This is a genomic window from Bacillus sp. PSXD-155 (assembly GCF_049310765.1).
Classification (GTDB): Bacteria; Bacillota; Bacilli; order Bacillales; family Bacillaceae_G; genus Bacillus_A; species Bacillus_A cereus.
Genome location: NZ_JBMOWC010000029.1, coordinates 44,075 through 60,378 on the forward strand (window position 1 = coordinate 44,075; position 16,304 = coordinate 60,378).

Below are 16,304 nucleotides of genomic sequence, written 5' to 3' on the forward strand. Positions count from 1 at the left end.
CAAATGGCGAAAAAGTTAGAAATTACCCTCACTCGTAGTGTAATTGGTCGTCCACAAGATCAACGTGCGACGGTAGAAGCTTTAGGTCTTAAAAAGTTGAATTCAACTGTAGTTAAGGAAGAAACTCCTGCTATTCTTGGTATGATCAACAAAGTTTCTCACCTTTTAACTGTAAAAGAAGCTTAAGGATAACTCATTAATATAAGGAGGTGCCTGGGAATGAAACTTCATGAATTAAAACCTGCAGAAGGTTCTCGTAAAGTACGTAACCGTGTCGGTCGTGGTATCGGTTCTGGTAACGGTAAAACTGCTGGTAAAGGTCATAAAGGACAAAACGCACGTTCTGGTGGCGGTGTTCGTCTTGGCTTCGAAGGTGGTCAAACTCCATTATTCCGTCGTTTACCAAAACGCGGCTTCACAAACATTAACCGTAAAGAGTTTACTATTGTAAACTTATCAACGTTAAATCGTTTTGAAGATGGTACAGAAGTAACACCTGAATTATTGCTGGAAACTGGCGTTATCAGCAAGTTAAACGACGGTGTTAAAATTCTTGCAAGCGGAGCAGTAGAGAAAAAACTAACTGTTAAAGCGCACAAGTTCTCTTCAAGTGCTAAAGAAGCAATTGAAGCAGCTGGCGGATCAGTTGAGGTGATCTAATGTTTCGTACAATCTCCAACTTTATGCGCGTTGCTGAGATAAGACGTAAAATATTATTCACTTTAGCGATGTTAATCGTATTCAGGATTGGCACGTTTATCCCAGTGCCATTTACAAATGGAGACGTACTGAAAGCACAAGACCAATTAAATGCTTTAGGTATTCTAAATACATTTGGCGGTGGCGCCTTGAAAAACTTCTCCATCTTTGCGATGGGAATCATGCCGTATATTACAGCATCCATCATCGTGCAATTATTGCAGATGGATGTTGTTCCTAAATTTTCGGAATGGTCGAAGCAAGGTGAAATGGGCCGTCGTAAACTAACGCAATTCACGCGTTACTTTACAATTGTTCTTGCGTTTATTCAGGGGTTTGGTATGTCAATCGGTTTTAACGGTATGGTAGGTGGGCAATTAATTTTGAATCCTGGTTGGAGCACTTATTTATACATTGCTACGGTACTGACTGCTGGTACTGCATTTTTAATGTGGTTAGGCGAACAGATTACAGCTAAAGGTGTGGGTAATGGTATTTCCATCCTTATCTTTGGCGGTATTGCTGCAGCGATCCCAAGTGTTATATCTCAAGTGTATCAACAACAGTTTCAAAATATCGGAGATCAATTGTTCATGAGTATCGTTAAAGTTGCATTGATTTTACTAGCTGTGCTAGCAGTTATTGTTGGTGTTATTTTCATTCAACAAGCTGTTAGAAAGATCCCAATTCAATACGCGAAGCGTGTAACAGGAGGGAATGGGAATCATGCTGGAGCACAAAACACACATTTACCGCTTAAGGTAAATAGTGCGGGTGTTATTCCAGTCATTTTTGCTGTTTCATTCTTAATTACGCCTCCAACTATTGCACAGTTCTTCCCGAAACATGATGTATCGCAGTGGATTATTGCAAACTTTAACTATTCTCACCCAGTGGGAATGATCATATATGTTGCGCTCATTGTAGCCTTCACATATTTCTATGCGTTTGTTCAGGTTAATCCAGAGCAAATGTCAGAGAATCTAAACAAGCAAGGTGGATATGTTCCAGGTATTCGTCCGGGTAAGAATACAGAACAATATCTAACAAAAATCTTGTATCGTTTGACCTTTGTAGGATCAATTTTCCTAGCAGCGATTGCAATCTTACCAGTTATCTTTACGAAATTGGGAAATCTTCCTCCATCTGCACAGATTGGTGGAACGAGTATGTTAATCGTTGTCGGCGTTGCTTTAGAAACAATGAAGCAGCTAGAAAGCCAACTGGTAAAACGCCATTACAAAGGGTTTATCAAGCAGTGAGTAAGTGGGAAGAACCATCTTCCCTACATGCTCATGTACTGAGGGGGAACAAGGATGAACTTAATTTTAATGGGGCTTCCTGGTGCTGGTAAAGGTACACAAGCCGAACAGATTGTAGCCAAGTATAACATCCCTCACATTTCAACAGGAGATATGTTCCGTGCAGCTATGAAGGCTGAAACTGAAATGGGTCTACAAGCAAAATCTTTTATTGATAAAGGTGCACTTGTTCCAGATGAAGTTACAATCGGAATTGTTCGTGAACGTTTAAGTCAAGAAGACTGCGTAAGAGGTTTCTTACTAGACGGTTTCCCACGAACTGTTGCACAAGCATCAGCTCTTGAAGAGATTATGAAAGATCTTGGCAAAAAAATCGACTATGTTTTAAACATTAATGTGGATTCAGGGTTGTTATTAAAACGCCTTACAGGCCGTCGCATTTGTAAAGAGTGCGGTGCGACTTACCACTTAGAATTCAATCCACCAGCAACAGCTGATGTGTGCGATAAATGTGGTGGCGAATTATACCAACGCTCTGATGACAATGAAGAAACTGTAGCAAATCGTTTAGATGTGAATATTAAGCAAACAAAACCTTTGCTTGATTTCTACGACGAGCTTGGTTACTTAAAAAGCATTAATGGTGAGCAAGATATCAATAAAGTATTTGCTGATATCGATGTTCTCATCGGAGGCTTAGCGTAATGATCATCTGCAAAACTCCTCGCGAGATAGAAATCATGCGAGAAGCTGGCAGAATCGTTGCTTTAACTCATCAAGAGTTGAAACAGCACATTACTCCAGGAATTACAACGAAAGAGCTCGATCAAATAGCGGAAAAGACGATTCAAAAATATGGTGCTACGCCATCTTTTAAAGGATACAACGGATTTCCGGGGAGCATATGTGCTTCTGTAAATGAAGAGCTTGTACACGGAATTCCAGGAAAGCGCAAGCTCAAAGAGGGCGATATCATCAGTATCGATATTGGTGCGAAATACAATGGGTACCATGGAGATTCTGCATGGACGTATCCAGTTGGAAACATTTCTGAATCTGTTCAAAAGCTACTTGATGTCACAGAAAAATCGTTGTATCTTGGTCTAGAACAAGTAAAACCAGGCGAGAGATTATCAAATATCTCACATGCGGTTCAAACCCATGCTGAAGAGAATGGATTCTCGATCGTTAGGGAGTATGTTGGTCACGGAATCGGGCAAGACTTACATGAGGACCCTCAAATCCCGCACTATGGTCCACCAAATAGAGGCCCTAGATTAAAGCCGGGAATGGTCATCTGTGTTGAGCCGATGGTGAATCAAGGAAGACGATATGTAAAAACACTATCTGATGACTGGACAGTGGTAACGGTAGATGGTAAATGGTGTGCCCATTTTGAGCACACGATTGCTCTTACAGAAGCAGGATACGAAATCCTTACCACTTTATAAGTAGCTGGCTCTCCGGGATTTCAGAGCAGTGTAAAATGTTACTGATTTGAAGAAGGGAGAACTATTGAATGGCTAAAGATGATGTAATTGAAGTCGAAGGTACCGTTCTTGAAACGTTGCCAAATGCTATGTTCAAAGTAGAATTAGAGAATGGGCATGTCGTATTGGCTCACGTTTCTGGTAAAATCCGTATGAACTTCATTCGTATTTTACCAGGAGACAAAGTTACGGTAGAATTATCTCCGTACGATTTAAATCGTGGTCGTATTACGTACCGTTTTAAATAATATAGCACTCCGTAATCTTTAAGGAGGTTCGAGACATGAAAGTAAGACCGTCAGTTAAACCAATCTGCGAAAAATGTAAAGTTATTCGTAGACGTGGAAAAGTAATGGTTATTTGTGAAAACCCTAAACATAAACAAAAACAAGGTTAATCAGAAGGAGGTGCATTCAGAATGGCACGTATCGCAGGTGTAGATATTCCTCGAGACAAACGCGTTGTTATTTCTTTAACTTACGTATTCGGCATTGGTCGCACAACTGCTGAAAAAATTCTTACTGAAGCTGGTATTTCTTCAGAAACACGAGTTCGTGATTTAACGGAAGACGAATTAGGACGTATCCGTGATGTTATCGATCGTATTAAAGTTGAGGGAGACCTTCGTCGTGAAGTATCTCTTAACATTAAACGTCTAATGGAGATCGGTTCTTACCGTGGTCTTCGTCACCGTCGTGGTTTACCAGTTCGTGGTCAAAATTCTAAAAACAATGCTCGTACACGTAAAGGTCCACGTCGTACAGTAGCAAATAAAAAGAAATAATAAGTAAAGGAGGTTGAACTAACAATGGCACGTAAAACAAACACTCGTAAAAAACGTGTGAAAAAGAATATCGAAGCTGGTATAGCTCATATTCGTTCTACTTTCAACAACACAATCGTAACACTTACAGATACTCACGGTAACGCGCTTTCTTGGTCTAGTGCTGGTGCACTTGGTTTCCGTGGATCTCGTAAATCTACTCCATTCGCTGCGCAAATGGCTGCTGAAGCTGCTGCTAAAGTTGCAATGGAGCACGGTTTAAAAACTTTAGAGGTTACTGTTAAAGGTCCTGGTGCTGGTCGTGAAGCTGCAATTCGTGCTCTTCAAGCTGCAGGTCTAGAAGTAACAGCAATTAGAGATGTTACTCCAGTTCCTCATAATGGATGTCGTCCGCCAAAACGTCGTCGTGTGTAATTTTTCTGTATAGAATTTTCCCTTTTGTCTATAATGGATATGATGCATTATCGAGAAATTTCGTACAGAAACATCGCTTGTTGTGCACAATCGGGAACTGCCTAAGGGGGACTTTCGGTTAGACAGGGGTTATACCTTTGTTTAACCGGGGTTTCGACGTTTTGAAGGAGGGTTTAGTTAATGATTGAAATCGAAAAGCCGAAAATCGAAACGGTTGAACTTAACGAAGATGCTAAATATGGTAAATTCGTAATTGAACCGCTTGAGCGTGGATATGGTACTACTTTGGGTAACTCCTTACGTCGTATTCTTTTATCCTCACTCCCTGGTGCCGCTGTTACTGCTATCCAAATCGATGGCGTATTACATGAATTTTCAACAGTTGAGGGCGTAGTAGAAGACGTTACGACGATCATCTTAAACTTGAAAAAGTTAGCTCTTAAAATCTACTCTGAAGAAGAGAAGACGTTGGAAATTGATGTGCAGGGCGAAGGTATTGTCACAGCTGCTGATATTACTCACGATAGTGATGTAGAAATCTTAAATCCAGATTTACACATTGCAACGTTAGCAAAAGATGCGCATTTCCGCGTGCGTTTAACTGCAAAGCGTGGCCGTGGGTATACGCCAGCTGATGCAAATAAAAGCGAAGATCAACCAATAGGAGTAATTCCTATTGATTCTATTTATACTCCAGTATCACGTGTGACTTACCAAGTGGAAAAGACACGTGTCGGACAAGTGGCTAATTATGATAAGCTTACGCTTGATGTATGGACGGATGGAAGCATCGGGCCAAAAGAAGCTATCTCTTTAGGTGCCAAAATCTTAACTGAGCATTTAAATATCTTTGTTGGTTTAACTGATGAAGCACAAAATGCTGAGATTATGGTCGAGAAGGAAGAAGATCAAAAAGAGAAAGTTCTTGAGATGACTATCGAAGAACTAGACCTTTCTGTTCGTTCTTATAATTGCCTAAAACGTGCAGGAATTAATACTGTACAAGAGCTTGCGAACAAAACAGAAGAAGATATGATGAAAGTTCGTAACTTAGGACGTAAATCCTTAGAAGAAGTTAAACATAAACTTGAGGAATTAGGTTTAGGTTTACGTAAAGACGACTGAGGATTTAAACCCATGAACAAAGGAGGGAACTACGAATGGCATACAGAAAATTAGGCCGTACAAGTGCGCAACGTAAAGCTATGTTACGTGACTTAGCTACTGATTTAATTATCAACGAGCGCATCCAAACGACAGAAACTCGTGCAAAAGAACTTCGTTCTGTAGTGGAAAAAATGATCACTTTAGGTAAACGCGGAGATCTTCATGCTCGTCGTCAAGCAGCAGCTTTCATTCGCAATGAAGTAGCTAACGCTGAGACTGGTCAAGATGCACTTCAAAAATTATTCGCTGATGTAGCTCCACGCTATGCTGAGCGCCAAGGCGGATACACTCGTATTGCAAAAATTGGTCCACGTCGCGGAGACGCAGCACCAATGGTAATTATCGAGTTAGTATAATGATAATTAAAAGGGCAGGACAGTTCTTTTCAAGAAACTGGTCATGGCCCTTTTTTTTAAATATAAAAATAGGCGAGCTTGGCGAAGGAAAGGGTGCCTTCTATTGAAAAAAGAGAAACTTCGGATAGGAAATATATCATTTCAATATCCTGGGGCAGCCACGTATGCATTAAAAGATGTTTCATTTTCCTTATATGAGGGAGAATGGGTATCTATTATTGGACAAAACGGTTCAGGAAAGTCTACACTTGCAAAATTATTGAATGGTTTGTTTTTGCCGGAAGCAGGGACTATTACAGTAAATGATTCAATGGTTTTATCAGAGGAAACGGTATGGGATGTTCGAAAACAAATTGGAATGGTATTTCAAAATCCAGATAATCAATTTGTTGGAACAACAGTGCAAGATGATGTTGTATTTGGCTTAGAGAATATCGGAATGCCCAGAGAACAAATGATTGAAAGATTAGAACAGGCCTTACGACTTGTCCGTATGGAAGATTTTCTTAATGATGAGCCTCATTCCTTATCTGGTGGGCAAAAGCAGCGAGTGGCAATAGCAGGCGTTTTAGCACTTCAGCCATCTATTTTAATATTAGATGAAGCAACGTCAATGTTAGATCCTCAAGGAAGACGTGAAGTAGTAGAAACGGTTAGACAACTTGTTAATCAAAAAGGTATTACTGTGTTATCAATTACGCACGATTTAGAAGAAGCGGCACAGTCAGATCGTGTCATTATTTTAAATAAGGGAGAAATATTAGAGGAAGGGACTCCAGAGAAAATTTTCAAGTCCTCTCATATGCTCCAAGAAATTGGCTTAGATGTACCGTTTTCGGTGAAAATAGCAGAATTATTAAAAAGAAATGAAATTATTTTGCAAAATACGCATCTTACAATGGAAAGCTTGGTGAACGAACTTTGGAGATTACATTCCAAAAAGTAGAACATCGTTATCAATATAAAACTCCATTTGAAAGACGCGCGCTTTATGATGTAGACGTGTCGTTTCCAAGTGGGGGCTATTATGCCATTATCGGTCATACTGGTTCAGGTAAGTCGACGATGATTCAACATTTAAATGGTTTATTGCAGCCGACAAATGGTACAGTTCAAATTGGTGAACATTTGATTTCGGCAGGAAAGAAAGAAAAAAAGCTAAAGCCACTACGTAAAAAAGTAGGGGTTGTCTTTCAATTCCCAGAACATCAGTTGTTTGAAGAGACTGTGGAGAAAGATATTTGTTTCGGCCCTACTAATTTTGGGGTATCTGTAGAAGAAGCGAAGCAAAAGGCAAGAGAGGCAATTGAACTTGTAGGGTTAGAGCCAGAACTGTTAACACGTTCACCGTTTGAGTTAAGTGGCGGGCAAATGAGGCGTGTTGCGATAGCGGGTGTATTGGCGATGGAACCTGAAGTGCTTGTATTAGATGAACCTACAGCAGGTCTAGATCCAAAAGGGCAGAACGAACTTATGCAGATGTTTTATAAGTTGCATAAGGAGAAGGGGCTTACAGTTATCCTTGTAACGCATAATATGGAGGATGCCGCTCAGTATGCGGAGCAGATTGTAGTTATGCATAAAGGAACGGTCTTTTTGCAAGGAAGTGCAGAGGAAGTATTTTCACATGCTGATGAACTAGAGAAAATTGGTGTGGATCTTCCTATGTCATTAAAGTATAAACGTGCAATTGAAGAGAAGTTTGGTATTTCAATTCCAAAGGCTACCTTATCTTTAGAGGATCTTACTCATGAAGTTGTGCAGGTGTTACGAAAAGGTGGTCATGAATCATGCAGCAGTTGATTATTGGGAGATATATCCCGGGGAATTCACTTATTCATCAACTTGATCCACGTACGAAGCTGCTGATTGTCTTTTTATATGTATTTGTTGTTTTCTTAGCAAATAATGCGATTTCATATGGATTTTTATTTTTATATGCACTCATTGCTTTATTTTTTGCAAAAGTGCCGATTCGTTATGTACTTTCGGGCTTAAAACCAATTTTATGGATTTTTCTTTTTACATTTTTCCTGCATATTTTTACAAATAAAGAGGGGGATGTACTACTCCAGCTTGGTTGGTTTTCGATACATGAAAAAGGATTAGAGCAAGGGATATACATTTCTGTACGATTCTTCGTTATTATTTTAATGACGACATTATTAACGTTAACGACGACACCTATTGAAATTACAGATGGTTTGGAGACGTTATTAAAGCCGTTGAAGCGTATAAAGGTTCCTGTTCATGAAATCGCATTAATGATGTCAATTTCTCTTCGTTTTATTCCGACATTAATGGATGAAACTAGTAAAATAATGAAAGCACAAGCATCACGTGGTATTGATTTCGCTGGGGGACCGATAAAAGATAGAATGAAAGCTATTATCTCACTGCTTGTTCCTCTGTTTATCAGTGCTTTTAAGCGTGCAGAGGACTTAGCTATTGCGATGGAAGCTCGTGGATATCAAAGTGGTGAAGGACGTACTAAATTTAGGCAACTACGCTGGAAAACAAGCGATACAGTAACGATTGTAAGCTTATTTTGTTTAGCTTGTATTTTGGCATGGGTGCGATCGTAATGGAGAATAGAGAAATGGATAGAATAAAATGTACGGTTGCATATGATGGCATGCATTTTTGTGGTTATCAAATTCAGCCGAAGCATCGTACTGTTCAACAGGAGATAGAAAAAGCATTACAGAAATTGCATAAGGGAGAACTTGTTCGTGTTCAGGCATCTGGTAGAACAGATTCTACGGTTCATGCAAAAGGACAAGTCATACACTTTGATACTCCTTTGTCTCTTGAAGAGTGGCAATGGAGTAACGCTTTAAATACAATGTTGCCAGATGATATTGTTATTAGGCAAGTAGAGAAAAAAACAGAAGAATTTCATGCACGTTACGGTGTCGAGAGAAAAGAATATCGTTATCGTGTATTATTATCAAAGACTGCGGATGTATTCCGTAGAAATTACGTATATCAATATCCATATCCGCTCGAAATCAAAAAAATAAGAAAAGCAATTCCGTATTTTATTGGAACGCATGATTTCACTTCTTTTTGTTCGGCAAAAACTGACAAAAAAGATAAAGTGCGAACAATTTATGAAATCGAGTTAATTGAGCAAGACGATGAATTAATTTTTCGTTTTGTAGGTAATGGATTTTTATATAATATGGTCAGAATTATTGTTGGTACGTTACTTAACGTAGGGCAAGGAAAGCTTGATCCTGATAGCATTCCAGAGATTTTAGCGAAACAAAATCGTCAGTTTGCTGGAAAGATGGCTCCAGGTCATGGGCTTTACCTATGGGAGGTAAACTATAACAACTAATCCTGGTGTAACATTTGCTTGACATTAGAAACTCAAAAGTATATCATAACATATGGTATTGTTTCTAAAACCACGATTAGCCCCGGAAGGAAATCGTGTTTAAGATAAACAATAGATTTTTTCTATGGAAAAGATAACGAGGAGGGAAACACATGCGTACGACTTTTATGGCAAAAGCTAACGAAGTTGAGCGTAAATGGTATGTGGTTGATGCTGAAGGTCAAACTTTAGGTCGCCTATCTACTGAAGTAGCATCCATTTTACGTGGTAAAAACAAACCTACATTTACACCACACGTTGACACGGGTGATCATGTAATTATTATTAACGCTGAGAAAATTCATTTAACAGGTAATAAATTAAACGATAAAATTTACTACCGTCACACTAACCACCCAGGTGGACTTAAGCAAAGAACAGCTCTTGAAATGCGTACAAACTACCCTGTACAAATGTTAGAGCTTGCAATTAAAGGCATGCTTCCAAAAGGACGCTTAGGCCGTCAAGTTTCTAAGAAACTTAACGTGTATGCTGGAGCAGAGCATCCACACCAAGCACAAAAACCAGAAGTTTACGAACTTCGCGGATAATTAATTAAAGGAGGGCTTACTTTGGCACAGGTTCAATACTATGGCACTGGACGTCGTAAGAGTTCAGTAGCGCGCGTACGCCTAGTTCCAGGCGAAGGACGCGTTATCATTAACGGTCGTGATTTTGAAAACTATATCCCATTTGCTGCATTACGTGAAGTAGTGAAACAACCTCTAGTTGCAACAGAAACTTTAGGTAACTACGATGTACTTGTAAACGTAAATGGTGGTGGATACACTGGTCAAGCTGGTGCTATTCGTCACGGTATTTCTCGCGCTTTATTAAAAGCTGATCCAGAATACCGTCTAACACTAAAACGTGCAGGTCTATTAACTCGTGACGCACGTATGAAAGAGCGTAAAAAATACGGTCTTAAAGGCGCACGTCGTGCACCTCAGTTCTCAAAACGTTAATTTTTGCGAACTACAAACCCCAACCATTTTGGTTGGGGTTTTTTTATGTTTCATTCCTCTTTTGTAATTTTTATAGCTTGGAATATTTTAGTGCTACCGCCGCGCGTATGCTTCTTCTTTAGAAGTTTAGACTAATACGTATTAGGGAGGTTTATAAGTACTATGAATGTCATTGTCAGCTTACAAGAAAAACAAAAAGAAAAGCAGTTAAAATACGAGCGGAAGATGTTGCGGGAATTATCATTAAAAACATTACGTTCAAATATTCGTGATGCCTTTCAAATGCAAGAGCTTCATCGTCAGTATGAAGATTACTGTATTGAATTAGGGATAGAATCTTATTTATTAGGAGCGAGATATAGTAAATTTGGTTATTATGGTGAATCGTTTTTTGATGTGAAATATAGAGCTTTAGAAGAAGAACAACAATTAACTGAAACGCTATTTCAATTTTTAACGAGTATGACTATGCGAGAAATAAAGTTGAAAGATGAGGAATTACTTTTTGAATCTTGTCAGCAGTTTATAGGATTGTGGTGGCAAGAAGGGTATGAAAAAGGTGAAAGAAGATATCGATTAAAGCTTCATTAAGACAAGCATAAACTTTCCTCTTGTCCCATATAAGTAATTAGAGGGACTAGCTGGAGGAGGAAAGGTATGAAGAGAATTCGAATTATCTCTTTTGCACTCGCTGCGGTTGTATTGTTTTTTTTAGTCAAACAAGAATTTCAAATTACAAAATCGTGGCGAGCTTGGAATTTACCCTTATCAGGGAAAGTAATTGTATTAGATGCTGGTCATGGTGGACCAGATGGAGGGGCTGTTGGAGGAAAGGATATTATAGAAAAGGATATTACGCTTGAAATTACAAAAAAGGTACAAGACTATTTACAAGAACAAGGTGCACTAGTTATTTTAACGCGTGAGGGAGATTATGATTTAGCTAACAAAGATACAAAGTCATATAGTAGACGTAAAGCAGAGGATTTAAAAAAACGTGTAGAAATCATCAATAAACCTGATGTAGACTTTTTTGCAAGTATTCATTTAAATGCTTTAACTAGTAGTGGATCGAAGGGCGCACAAACGTTCTATTACCGCTCTTCAATTGAAAATGAACGTGCTGCAAAATTTATACAGGCTGAATTGAGAACAAGTTTAGAGAACACGAATCGTTCTGCTAAGACAATTTCGCATGTGTATTTATTAAAGTATTCTAAAACACCAGGTGCTTTAATTGAAGCCGGCTTTTTATCGAATGTGAACGAAAGGTATATGTTAAATTCGGAGAAATATCAGCAAAAGGTAGCGGCTGCAATATACCGGGGTATATTACGCTATTTCACGGAAAAAGGAAATCCTCCAGAATAAGGAGGATTTTTTTGAGTTTCTCTCGTTAACGAAGTTTTCGGAAAATATGTTATACTGGAAATGTAAACGCATTTATTTCAAGAATAAGCAGAGATAAATTCAATTAACATTACGTTATTTTTCATACAGGGGGCTGGGCTAATTATGGTAACGAAAGAACAAGTGGTTGAAGCGTTAGAAGGGATTGTAGATCCGTTTTTACATAAAACATTAAAAGAAACAAGTGCAATTAAAGAGGTAACAGTCAAGCCTGAGAAGGAACATGTGAGTGTCAAAATTGCAATCGTAAAAACTGGTACAGCGGAACAAATGCAGTTGCAGTCTGGAATTGTAAAGTTATTAAAAGAACTTGGAGCAGCAACAGTTGGACTTCGTTTTGCAGAATTTACAGAAGAGGAATTAGCTCAGTTTGCACCAGAACAAGAAGCAGAGCAAAGTGAATCTTTATTGTCACCAAATTCAAAAACGACATTCTTAGCAGTTGCGAGTGGAAAAGGTGGCGTGGGAAAATCAACCGTTTCCGTTAACCTTGCAGTTGCTTTAGCTCGTTTAGGAAAAAAAGTTGGTATTATTGATGCGGACATTTACGGTTTTAGTGTGCCAGACATGATGGGGATAGAAAAACGTCCCATCGTAAGAGGTGATAAGATAATTCCGGTGGAACGTTTAGGTGTAAAGGTAATCTCAATGGGCTTCTTTGTAGAGGATAATGCACCAGTTATTTGGAGAGGACCTATGCTTGGGAAAATGTTAAACCACTTCTTCACAGAAGTAGAATGGGGCGATTTAGATTATTTAGTATTAGATTTGCCACCAGGCACAGGTGATATTGCGTTAGATGTGCACTCAATGTTGCCATCTTGCAAAGAGATTATTGTAACGACGCCGCATCCAACAGCTGCGTTTGTAGCAGCGCGTGCTGGAGCGATGGCATTACGCACTGAACATAGTATTCTCGGTGTTGTTGAGAACATGGCATATTTTGAAAGTAAGGTAACTGGTGAGAAAGAATATGTATTTGGAAGAGGTGGGGGAGATAAGTTAGCTACCGAACTACAAACAAATGTTCTTGGGCGTATTCCACTGCAACAACCCGATTGGAATAAAGAAGACTTTGCTCCTTCGGTATATGAAGATACACATACAACCGGCATTATTTATAGTAAAATAGCTGAAACAGTAATTGATAAAACAGCTGTTACACAAAAATAAAGCGAAACTTTAATCAGTGGGGCTCATCTGTTACTGGCAACAACTAGTAAACCTTTCGCTTAACTAGAGGGCCATTTTGTCTGTTAATAGCAAGATAAAGTAATAACGAGTGGACAATTTATACATTGTCCACTCGTTATTATAGTTATTATTTTTACTGTTCTTCCTTCTTCTCGCCTTGAGAACCGCCGTCACCGCCTGCTTCTTTCTTATCAGATCCACCTTTTTCAGCCTTTTGTACACCTTTACTAATGATATCAATCATCTTGGCTTGGAAGAGTGGACTTTCAGTAGTTTCTGTTAGTACTTGTTGTAGATATTGACGGTATTCTTTACTCTTCATTGTTTGTAACATCATTTTTTCTACTTCAGGATTTTTCATAATTTCTATAACGCCTGCTTGGTATTCAGGGTCTTTTAATAAGGTTTTCATTAATTGGGTTTGTTCTTTCCCCATACTTTTAGCAAACTTTGATGAGAACTCAGGATCTTTAAAGAGCTTTTCCCAGAATTGTTGCCCTTTATCGGATACCATGGCATCTTCAATCGTTTTCTTTACTACTGTTTCATCTAGTATGAGTGCTTGTTTCATTTTTTCATCAGTTAATACATCTTGAATAGCTTTCTTACCTTGATCTGTTTTTAAAATATCAACAATCATTTTCTTTGTTTGATCGTAATCTAGTTCGGATTTCGTTTCTTTTCCTTGTGCGCATGCTACAAGTGCGATAAGTAGAAAAGAAGAAACGAAAATGAATAGTATCCGTTTCATAAGTTGGAACTCCTTTCAGCACAGTTCTCTCTTTTTAATATAAATATCTTTAAGGAATTTATACATGAACATGGCTAGCTTTTTGAAATTGTCATTGATACAATTTAATTAGAAATATAAGGATAATGGGGGATGTGTTGTGAATAGCCGCAAGTGGGTACGACTATTTTTAACGACGTTGTTTCTTGGTGGGATTAGCACAGTTATTATTGGTTTTGTTTTGGAGTGGGACAGGTACAATGAATTTTTTCAAAATTTCGACGTTAAGGAGATTTTAGCGGTATCTTTCTGGTTGATGGGTGTAGGATTTATTTTTAGCGTTATAAGTCAAATGGGATTCTTTGCATATTTAACAATCCATCGTTTTGGACTAGGGATGTTTCGCTCATCGTCTTTATGGAATGCAGTCCAGCTCTTTTTTATTGCATTCGTATTATTTGATTTTGTGTATTTAAGATCTGTACTTATTGCAAATGGAGAAATCTCATTGGGGAATAACATACTTGTTGCTGGAATTTTATTTGTGTTTGGAGCAATTGTTGCTTATGTAAAAAGTAAAGAAACAAATAAAAAAGCATTTGTGCCAGCTCTGTTCTTTATGGTTGTTGTAACGATTCTTGAATGGGTACCGGCGCTTCGGATTAATGATACAGATTGGTTATATTTAATGGTTATACCGCTATTGTTATGTAATGCATATCAATTACTTGTATTACATCGTTTAATCGGAAAAACGAGTAAATCTGCTTAATAGAGAGAGGTTTTATATATCAGCAGTTATATTACTGGAAATGGTGTGATTAAAAAAGCTCTACCACCTTTTTGAAAGGTAGTAGAGCTTTTTATACGTGAAGAGTAGTAGGGACGAAGCTATTTCACATCTTCACTTTTCGTACTTGTGTTGGAAATAAGTTGTGATACGGATATTTGCTCATATCCATCACTTTTTAATTTTTGCAGGAGCAGCGGTAAAGCTCTATTTGTTTGAAGGGCAGAATCGGATGCGTGTAATAAGACAATATCTCCACCTTTCAAATTATTAGAGACGGTGGAAACGATGTGATTTACACCTGGGTTTTTCCAATCGTTGGAATTATTACTCCAATGCACGACGGTGTATCCAAGTGATTCTGCAATTTTAAGGGTTACCTTGTTAAATTCGCCACTAGGTGGACGTAACAGCTTGACTTGTTTTACCCCAAGTTTTGTAAAAACATCTTGTGCTCGTAAAAGGTCTCGTCTTATTTCGTTCGTCTCTAGAGAAGTATAGGATGTGTAATTGTAACCCATACTACCAATTTCGTGTCCATCTTTCATGATGCGCTCTACAATATCGGGGTGTCTTTCGGCCCATGCAGCAGAAAGGAAGAAGGTTGCATTCTTAATTTGTCTTTCTTTAAGAGTATCAAGGATTGGAATTGCTTTTTTGTCTCCCCAACTAATATCAAACGTAAATGCAACTTGCTTTTTAGCGGTATCTCCTTTGTAAATTACTTTAGGACCTGTAGCAGTTGAAAAAGCAGATTCATGTGAATATGTTTTTAAAAAGAGTAGCCATGCTGTAAATAAGGAAAGTATCACTATTAAGCTAATGTGTTTAAAAGTTCTCTTACTCGTAATAAAAAAGAAAAACATAATATTACGCCCCTTTGTCCAATCCTTTTCAGTTACATATATGCTGTAAATATAAAAAAGAGAACAAAGGATTAATATCGTAAGTAGTGGATATAATGAATGATAGGATTGTAATAAGTGAAAATGAGCGAAACGTTTATTGTTACGTAAGGAATTATTGAGGTGATCATTTGCTTGGGCTGATGTTGACAAAAGAAGAGAGAAAAGAGATGGAATACATATTAAAGAGAGAGTTAGAGGAACTTTTATTTGATTTTGAAGATGAGCGTATTCATGAAGTTGTAAAAAAGGCGATGGAAGAAAGATATAAAATCATTTTTTGTTTATTTCGGAGAGTTGCTAACGCAGAGGAATGTATTCGTTATGTAAGAAAAAGAACTTTTTATTAAAAAGTGTTGACGTTAATAGTTTGTATATGGTAAATTAATAAACGTCGCCGATGCGGAAACGCAGAAAACGACAAAAAAGAAATTGAAAAACTTAGTTGACATCGAAAAACGAAGATGTTAACATAAGGAAGTCGCAAATGAGCGACCAAGTAGTTCTTTGAAAACTGAACGAAACAAACAACGTGAAACGTCAATTTTTATTTTTAGATGCTAGACAAACTAACTTTATTGGAGAGTTTGATCCTGGCTCAGGATGAACGCTGGCGGCGTGCCTAATACATGCAAGTCGAGCGAATGGATTGAGAGCTTGCTCTCAAGAAGTTAGCGGCGGACGGGTGAGTAACACGTGGGTAACCTGCCCATAAGACTGGGATAACTCCGGGAAACCGGGGCTAATACCGGATAA

24 protein-coding genes and 1 rRNA gene are annotated in these 16,304 nt (G+C 38.3%); 23 read left to right on the plus strand and 2 right to left on the minus strand.

The window, feature by feature from the left end; all coding sequences use genetic code 11:
• The first annotated feature begins 3 nt into the window (after positions 1-3).
• From rpmD to ACO6VI_RS23965, 20 genes are all read left to right on the plus strand, one after another.
• The gene (gene rpmD, locus ACO6VI_RS23870; RefSeq protein ID WP_001085233.1) at positions 4-186 is read left to right on the plus strand and encodes a 50S ribosomal protein L30; all 183 of its coding nucleotides are present in this window, start codon (positions 4-6) and stop codon (positions 184-186) included.
• Between the two features lie 33 nt (positions 187-219).
• A complete protein-coding gene (gene rplO / locus ACO6VI_RS23875; protein ID WP_000766083.1) occupies positions 220-660 on the plus strand; it encodes a 50S ribosomal protein L15 in 441 nt (146 codons plus the stop codon).
• The gene (secY, locus tag ACO6VI_RS23880) at positions 660-1,961 is read left to right on the plus strand and encodes a preprotein translocase subunit SecY (RefSeq protein ID WP_000490118.1); all 1,302 of its coding nucleotides are present in this window, start codon (positions 660-662) and stop codon (positions 1,959-1,961) included. The genes rplO and secY overlap by 1 nt, the downstream gene beginning before the upstream one ends.
• Positions 1,962-2,015: 54 nt before the next feature.
• Complete coding sequence (locus tag ACO6VI_RS23885; protein WP_001048997.1) at positions 2,016-2,666, plus strand: adenylate kinase; 651 nt, start codon at positions 2,016-2,018, stop codon at positions 2,664-2,666.
• Positions 2,666-3,412: a type I methionyl aminopeptidase gene (gene map / locus ACO6VI_RS23890; protein WP_000582539.1), complete on the plus strand. Its 747-nt coding sequence runs from the start codon at positions 2,666-2,668 to the stop codon at positions 3,410-3,412. Before ACO6VI_RS23885 ends, map begins: the two co-directional genes overlap by 1 nt.
• 68 nt (positions 3,413-3,480) lie before the next feature.
• The gene (gene infA / locus ACO6VI_RS23895; RefSeq protein ID WP_001029884.1) at positions 3,481-3,699 is read left to right on the plus strand and encodes a translation initiation factor IF-1; all 219 of its coding nucleotides are present in this window, start codon (positions 3,481-3,483) and stop codon (positions 3,697-3,699) included.
• Between the two features lie 35 nt (positions 3,700-3,734).
• Entirely contained in the window at positions 3,735-3,848 is a 114-nt protein-coding gene (gene rpmJ / locus ACO6VI_RS23900) for a 50S ribosomal protein L36 (protein WP_000868344.1), read from the plus strand.
• 21 nt (positions 3,849-3,869) lie between these two features.
• On the plus strand, positions 3,870-4,235 hold the full coding sequence (gene rpsM / locus ACO6VI_RS23905) for a 30S ribosomal protein S13 (protein ID WP_000090792.1): 366 nt from the start codon (positions 3,870-3,872) through the stop codon (positions 4,233-4,235).
• Between the two features lie 24 nt (positions 4,236-4,259).
• On the plus strand, positions 4,260-4,649 hold the full coding sequence (gene rpsK / locus ACO6VI_RS23910; protein WP_000101797.1) for a 30S ribosomal protein S11: 390 nt from the start codon (positions 4,260-4,262) through the stop codon (positions 4,647-4,649).
• Between the two features lie 180 nt (positions 4,650-4,829).
• A complete protein-coding gene (locus ACO6VI_RS23915) occupies positions 4,830-5,774 on the plus strand; it encodes a DNA-directed RNA polymerase subunit alpha (RefSeq protein WP_000569643.1) in 945 nt (314 codons plus the stop codon).
• Positions 5,775-5,809: 35 nt separating this feature from the next.
• On the plus strand, positions 5,810-6,172 hold the full coding sequence (gene rplQ / locus ACO6VI_RS23920; protein ID WP_000331490.1) for a 50S ribosomal protein L17: 363 nt from the start codon (positions 5,810-5,812) through the stop codon (positions 6,170-6,172).
• A gap of 103 nt (positions 6,173-6,275) precedes the next feature.
• Positions 6,276-7,118 (plus strand): energy-coupling factor ABC transporter ATP-binding protein, encoded by an 843-nt coding sequence (locus ACO6VI_RS23925; RefSeq protein WP_000711762.1) that lies wholly within the window; start codon positions 6,276-6,278, stop codon positions 7,116-7,118.
• On the plus strand, positions 7,094-7,975 hold the full coding sequence (locus tag ACO6VI_RS23930; protein WP_000406539.1) for an energy-coupling factor ABC transporter ATP-binding protein: 882 nt from the start codon (positions 7,094-7,096) through the stop codon (positions 7,973-7,975). Before ACO6VI_RS23925 ends, ACO6VI_RS23930 begins: the two co-directional genes overlap by 25 nt.
• Complete coding sequence (locus ACO6VI_RS23935) at positions 7,963-8,757, plus strand: energy-coupling factor transporter transmembrane component T family protein (protein ID WP_001186530.1); 795 nt, start codon at positions 7,963-7,965, stop codon at positions 8,755-8,757. The genes ACO6VI_RS23930 and ACO6VI_RS23935 overlap by 13 nt, the downstream gene beginning before the upstream one ends.
• Positions 8,758-8,771: 14 nt before the next feature.
• Positions 8,772-9,515, plus strand: coding sequence for a tRNA pseudouridine(38-40) synthase TruA (truA, locus tag ACO6VI_RS23940; protein ID WP_015055073.1), 744 nt, complete (start codon positions 8,772-8,774; stop codon positions 9,513-9,515).
• 152 nt (positions 9,516-9,667) lie between these two features.
• Complete coding sequence (gene rplM / locus ACO6VI_RS23945) at positions 9,668-10,105, plus strand: 50S ribosomal protein L13 (protein ID WP_001260795.1); 438 nt, start codon at positions 9,668-9,670, stop codon at positions 10,103-10,105.
• Positions 10,106-10,126: 21 nt separating this feature from the next.
• On the plus strand, positions 10,127-10,519 hold the full coding sequence (gene rpsI, locus ACO6VI_RS23950; RefSeq protein ID WP_000079986.1) for a 30S ribosomal protein S9: 393 nt from the start codon (positions 10,127-10,129) through the stop codon (positions 10,517-10,519).
• 162 nt (positions 10,520-10,681) lie between these two features.
• A complete protein-coding gene (locus ACO6VI_RS23955) occupies positions 10,682-11,110 on the plus strand; it encodes a DUF2521 family protein (protein ID WP_001101005.1) in 429 nt (142 codons plus the stop codon).
• A gap of 66 nt (positions 11,111-11,176) precedes the next feature.
• Positions 11,177-11,890 (plus strand): N-acetylmuramoyl-L-alanine amidase CwlD, encoded by a 714-nt coding sequence (cwlD, locus tag ACO6VI_RS23960; RefSeq protein ID WP_000822439.1) that lies wholly within the window; start codon positions 11,177-11,179, stop codon positions 11,888-11,890.
• Positions 11,891-12,034: 144 nt separating this feature from the next.
• Positions 12,035-13,102, plus strand: a complete 1,068-nt coding sequence (locus tag ACO6VI_RS23965; protein WP_000256623.1) for an Mrp/NBP35 family ATP-binding protein — start codon at positions 12,035-12,037, stop codon at positions 13,100-13,102.
• A gap of 154 nt (positions 13,103-13,256) precedes the next feature.
• On the opposite strand, the gene gerD is transcribed toward ACO6VI_RS23965, so the two are convergent.
• Positions 13,257-13,874 carry a spore germination lipoprotein GerD gene (gene gerD, locus ACO6VI_RS23970; RefSeq protein WP_000821602.1) on the minus strand — a complete coding sequence of 206 codons (618 nt, stop codon included), beginning with the start codon at positions 13,872-13,874 and terminating at the stop codon, positions 13,257-13,259.
• Between the two features lie 139 nt (positions 13,875-14,013).
• Here gerD and kbaA point away from each other — a divergent pair, with 139 nt between their 5' ends.
• Positions 14,014-14,625, plus strand: coding sequence for a KinB signaling pathway activation protein KbaA (gene kbaA, locus ACO6VI_RS23975; RefSeq protein WP_001088531.1), 612 nt, complete (start codon positions 14,014-14,016; stop codon positions 14,623-14,625).
• A 119-nt stretch (positions 14,626-14,744) separates the two neighbouring features.
• Here kbaA and pdaB read toward each other — a convergent pair whose 3' ends face one another.
• Positions 14,745-15,509 (minus strand): polysaccharide deacetylase family sporulation protein PdaB, encoded by a 765-nt coding sequence (gene pdaB / locus ACO6VI_RS23980; protein WP_000464718.1) that lies wholly within the window; start codon positions 15,507-15,509, stop codon positions 14,745-14,747.
• A gap of 170 nt (positions 15,510-15,679) precedes the next feature.
• On the opposite strand from pdaB, the gene ACO6VI_RS23985 reads away from it, so the two are divergent.
• Together ACO6VI_RS23985 and ACO6VI_RS23990 are read left to right on the plus strand one after the other, a co-directional pair.
• A complete protein-coding gene (locus ACO6VI_RS23985; protein ID WP_000901145.1) occupies positions 15,680-15,898 on the plus strand; it encodes a hypothetical protein in 219 nt (72 codons plus the stop codon).
• 225 nt (positions 15,899-16,123) lie between these two features.
• Positions 16,124-16,304 (plus strand): 16S ribosomal RNA (locus tag ACO6VI_RS23990); the annotation flags it as partial.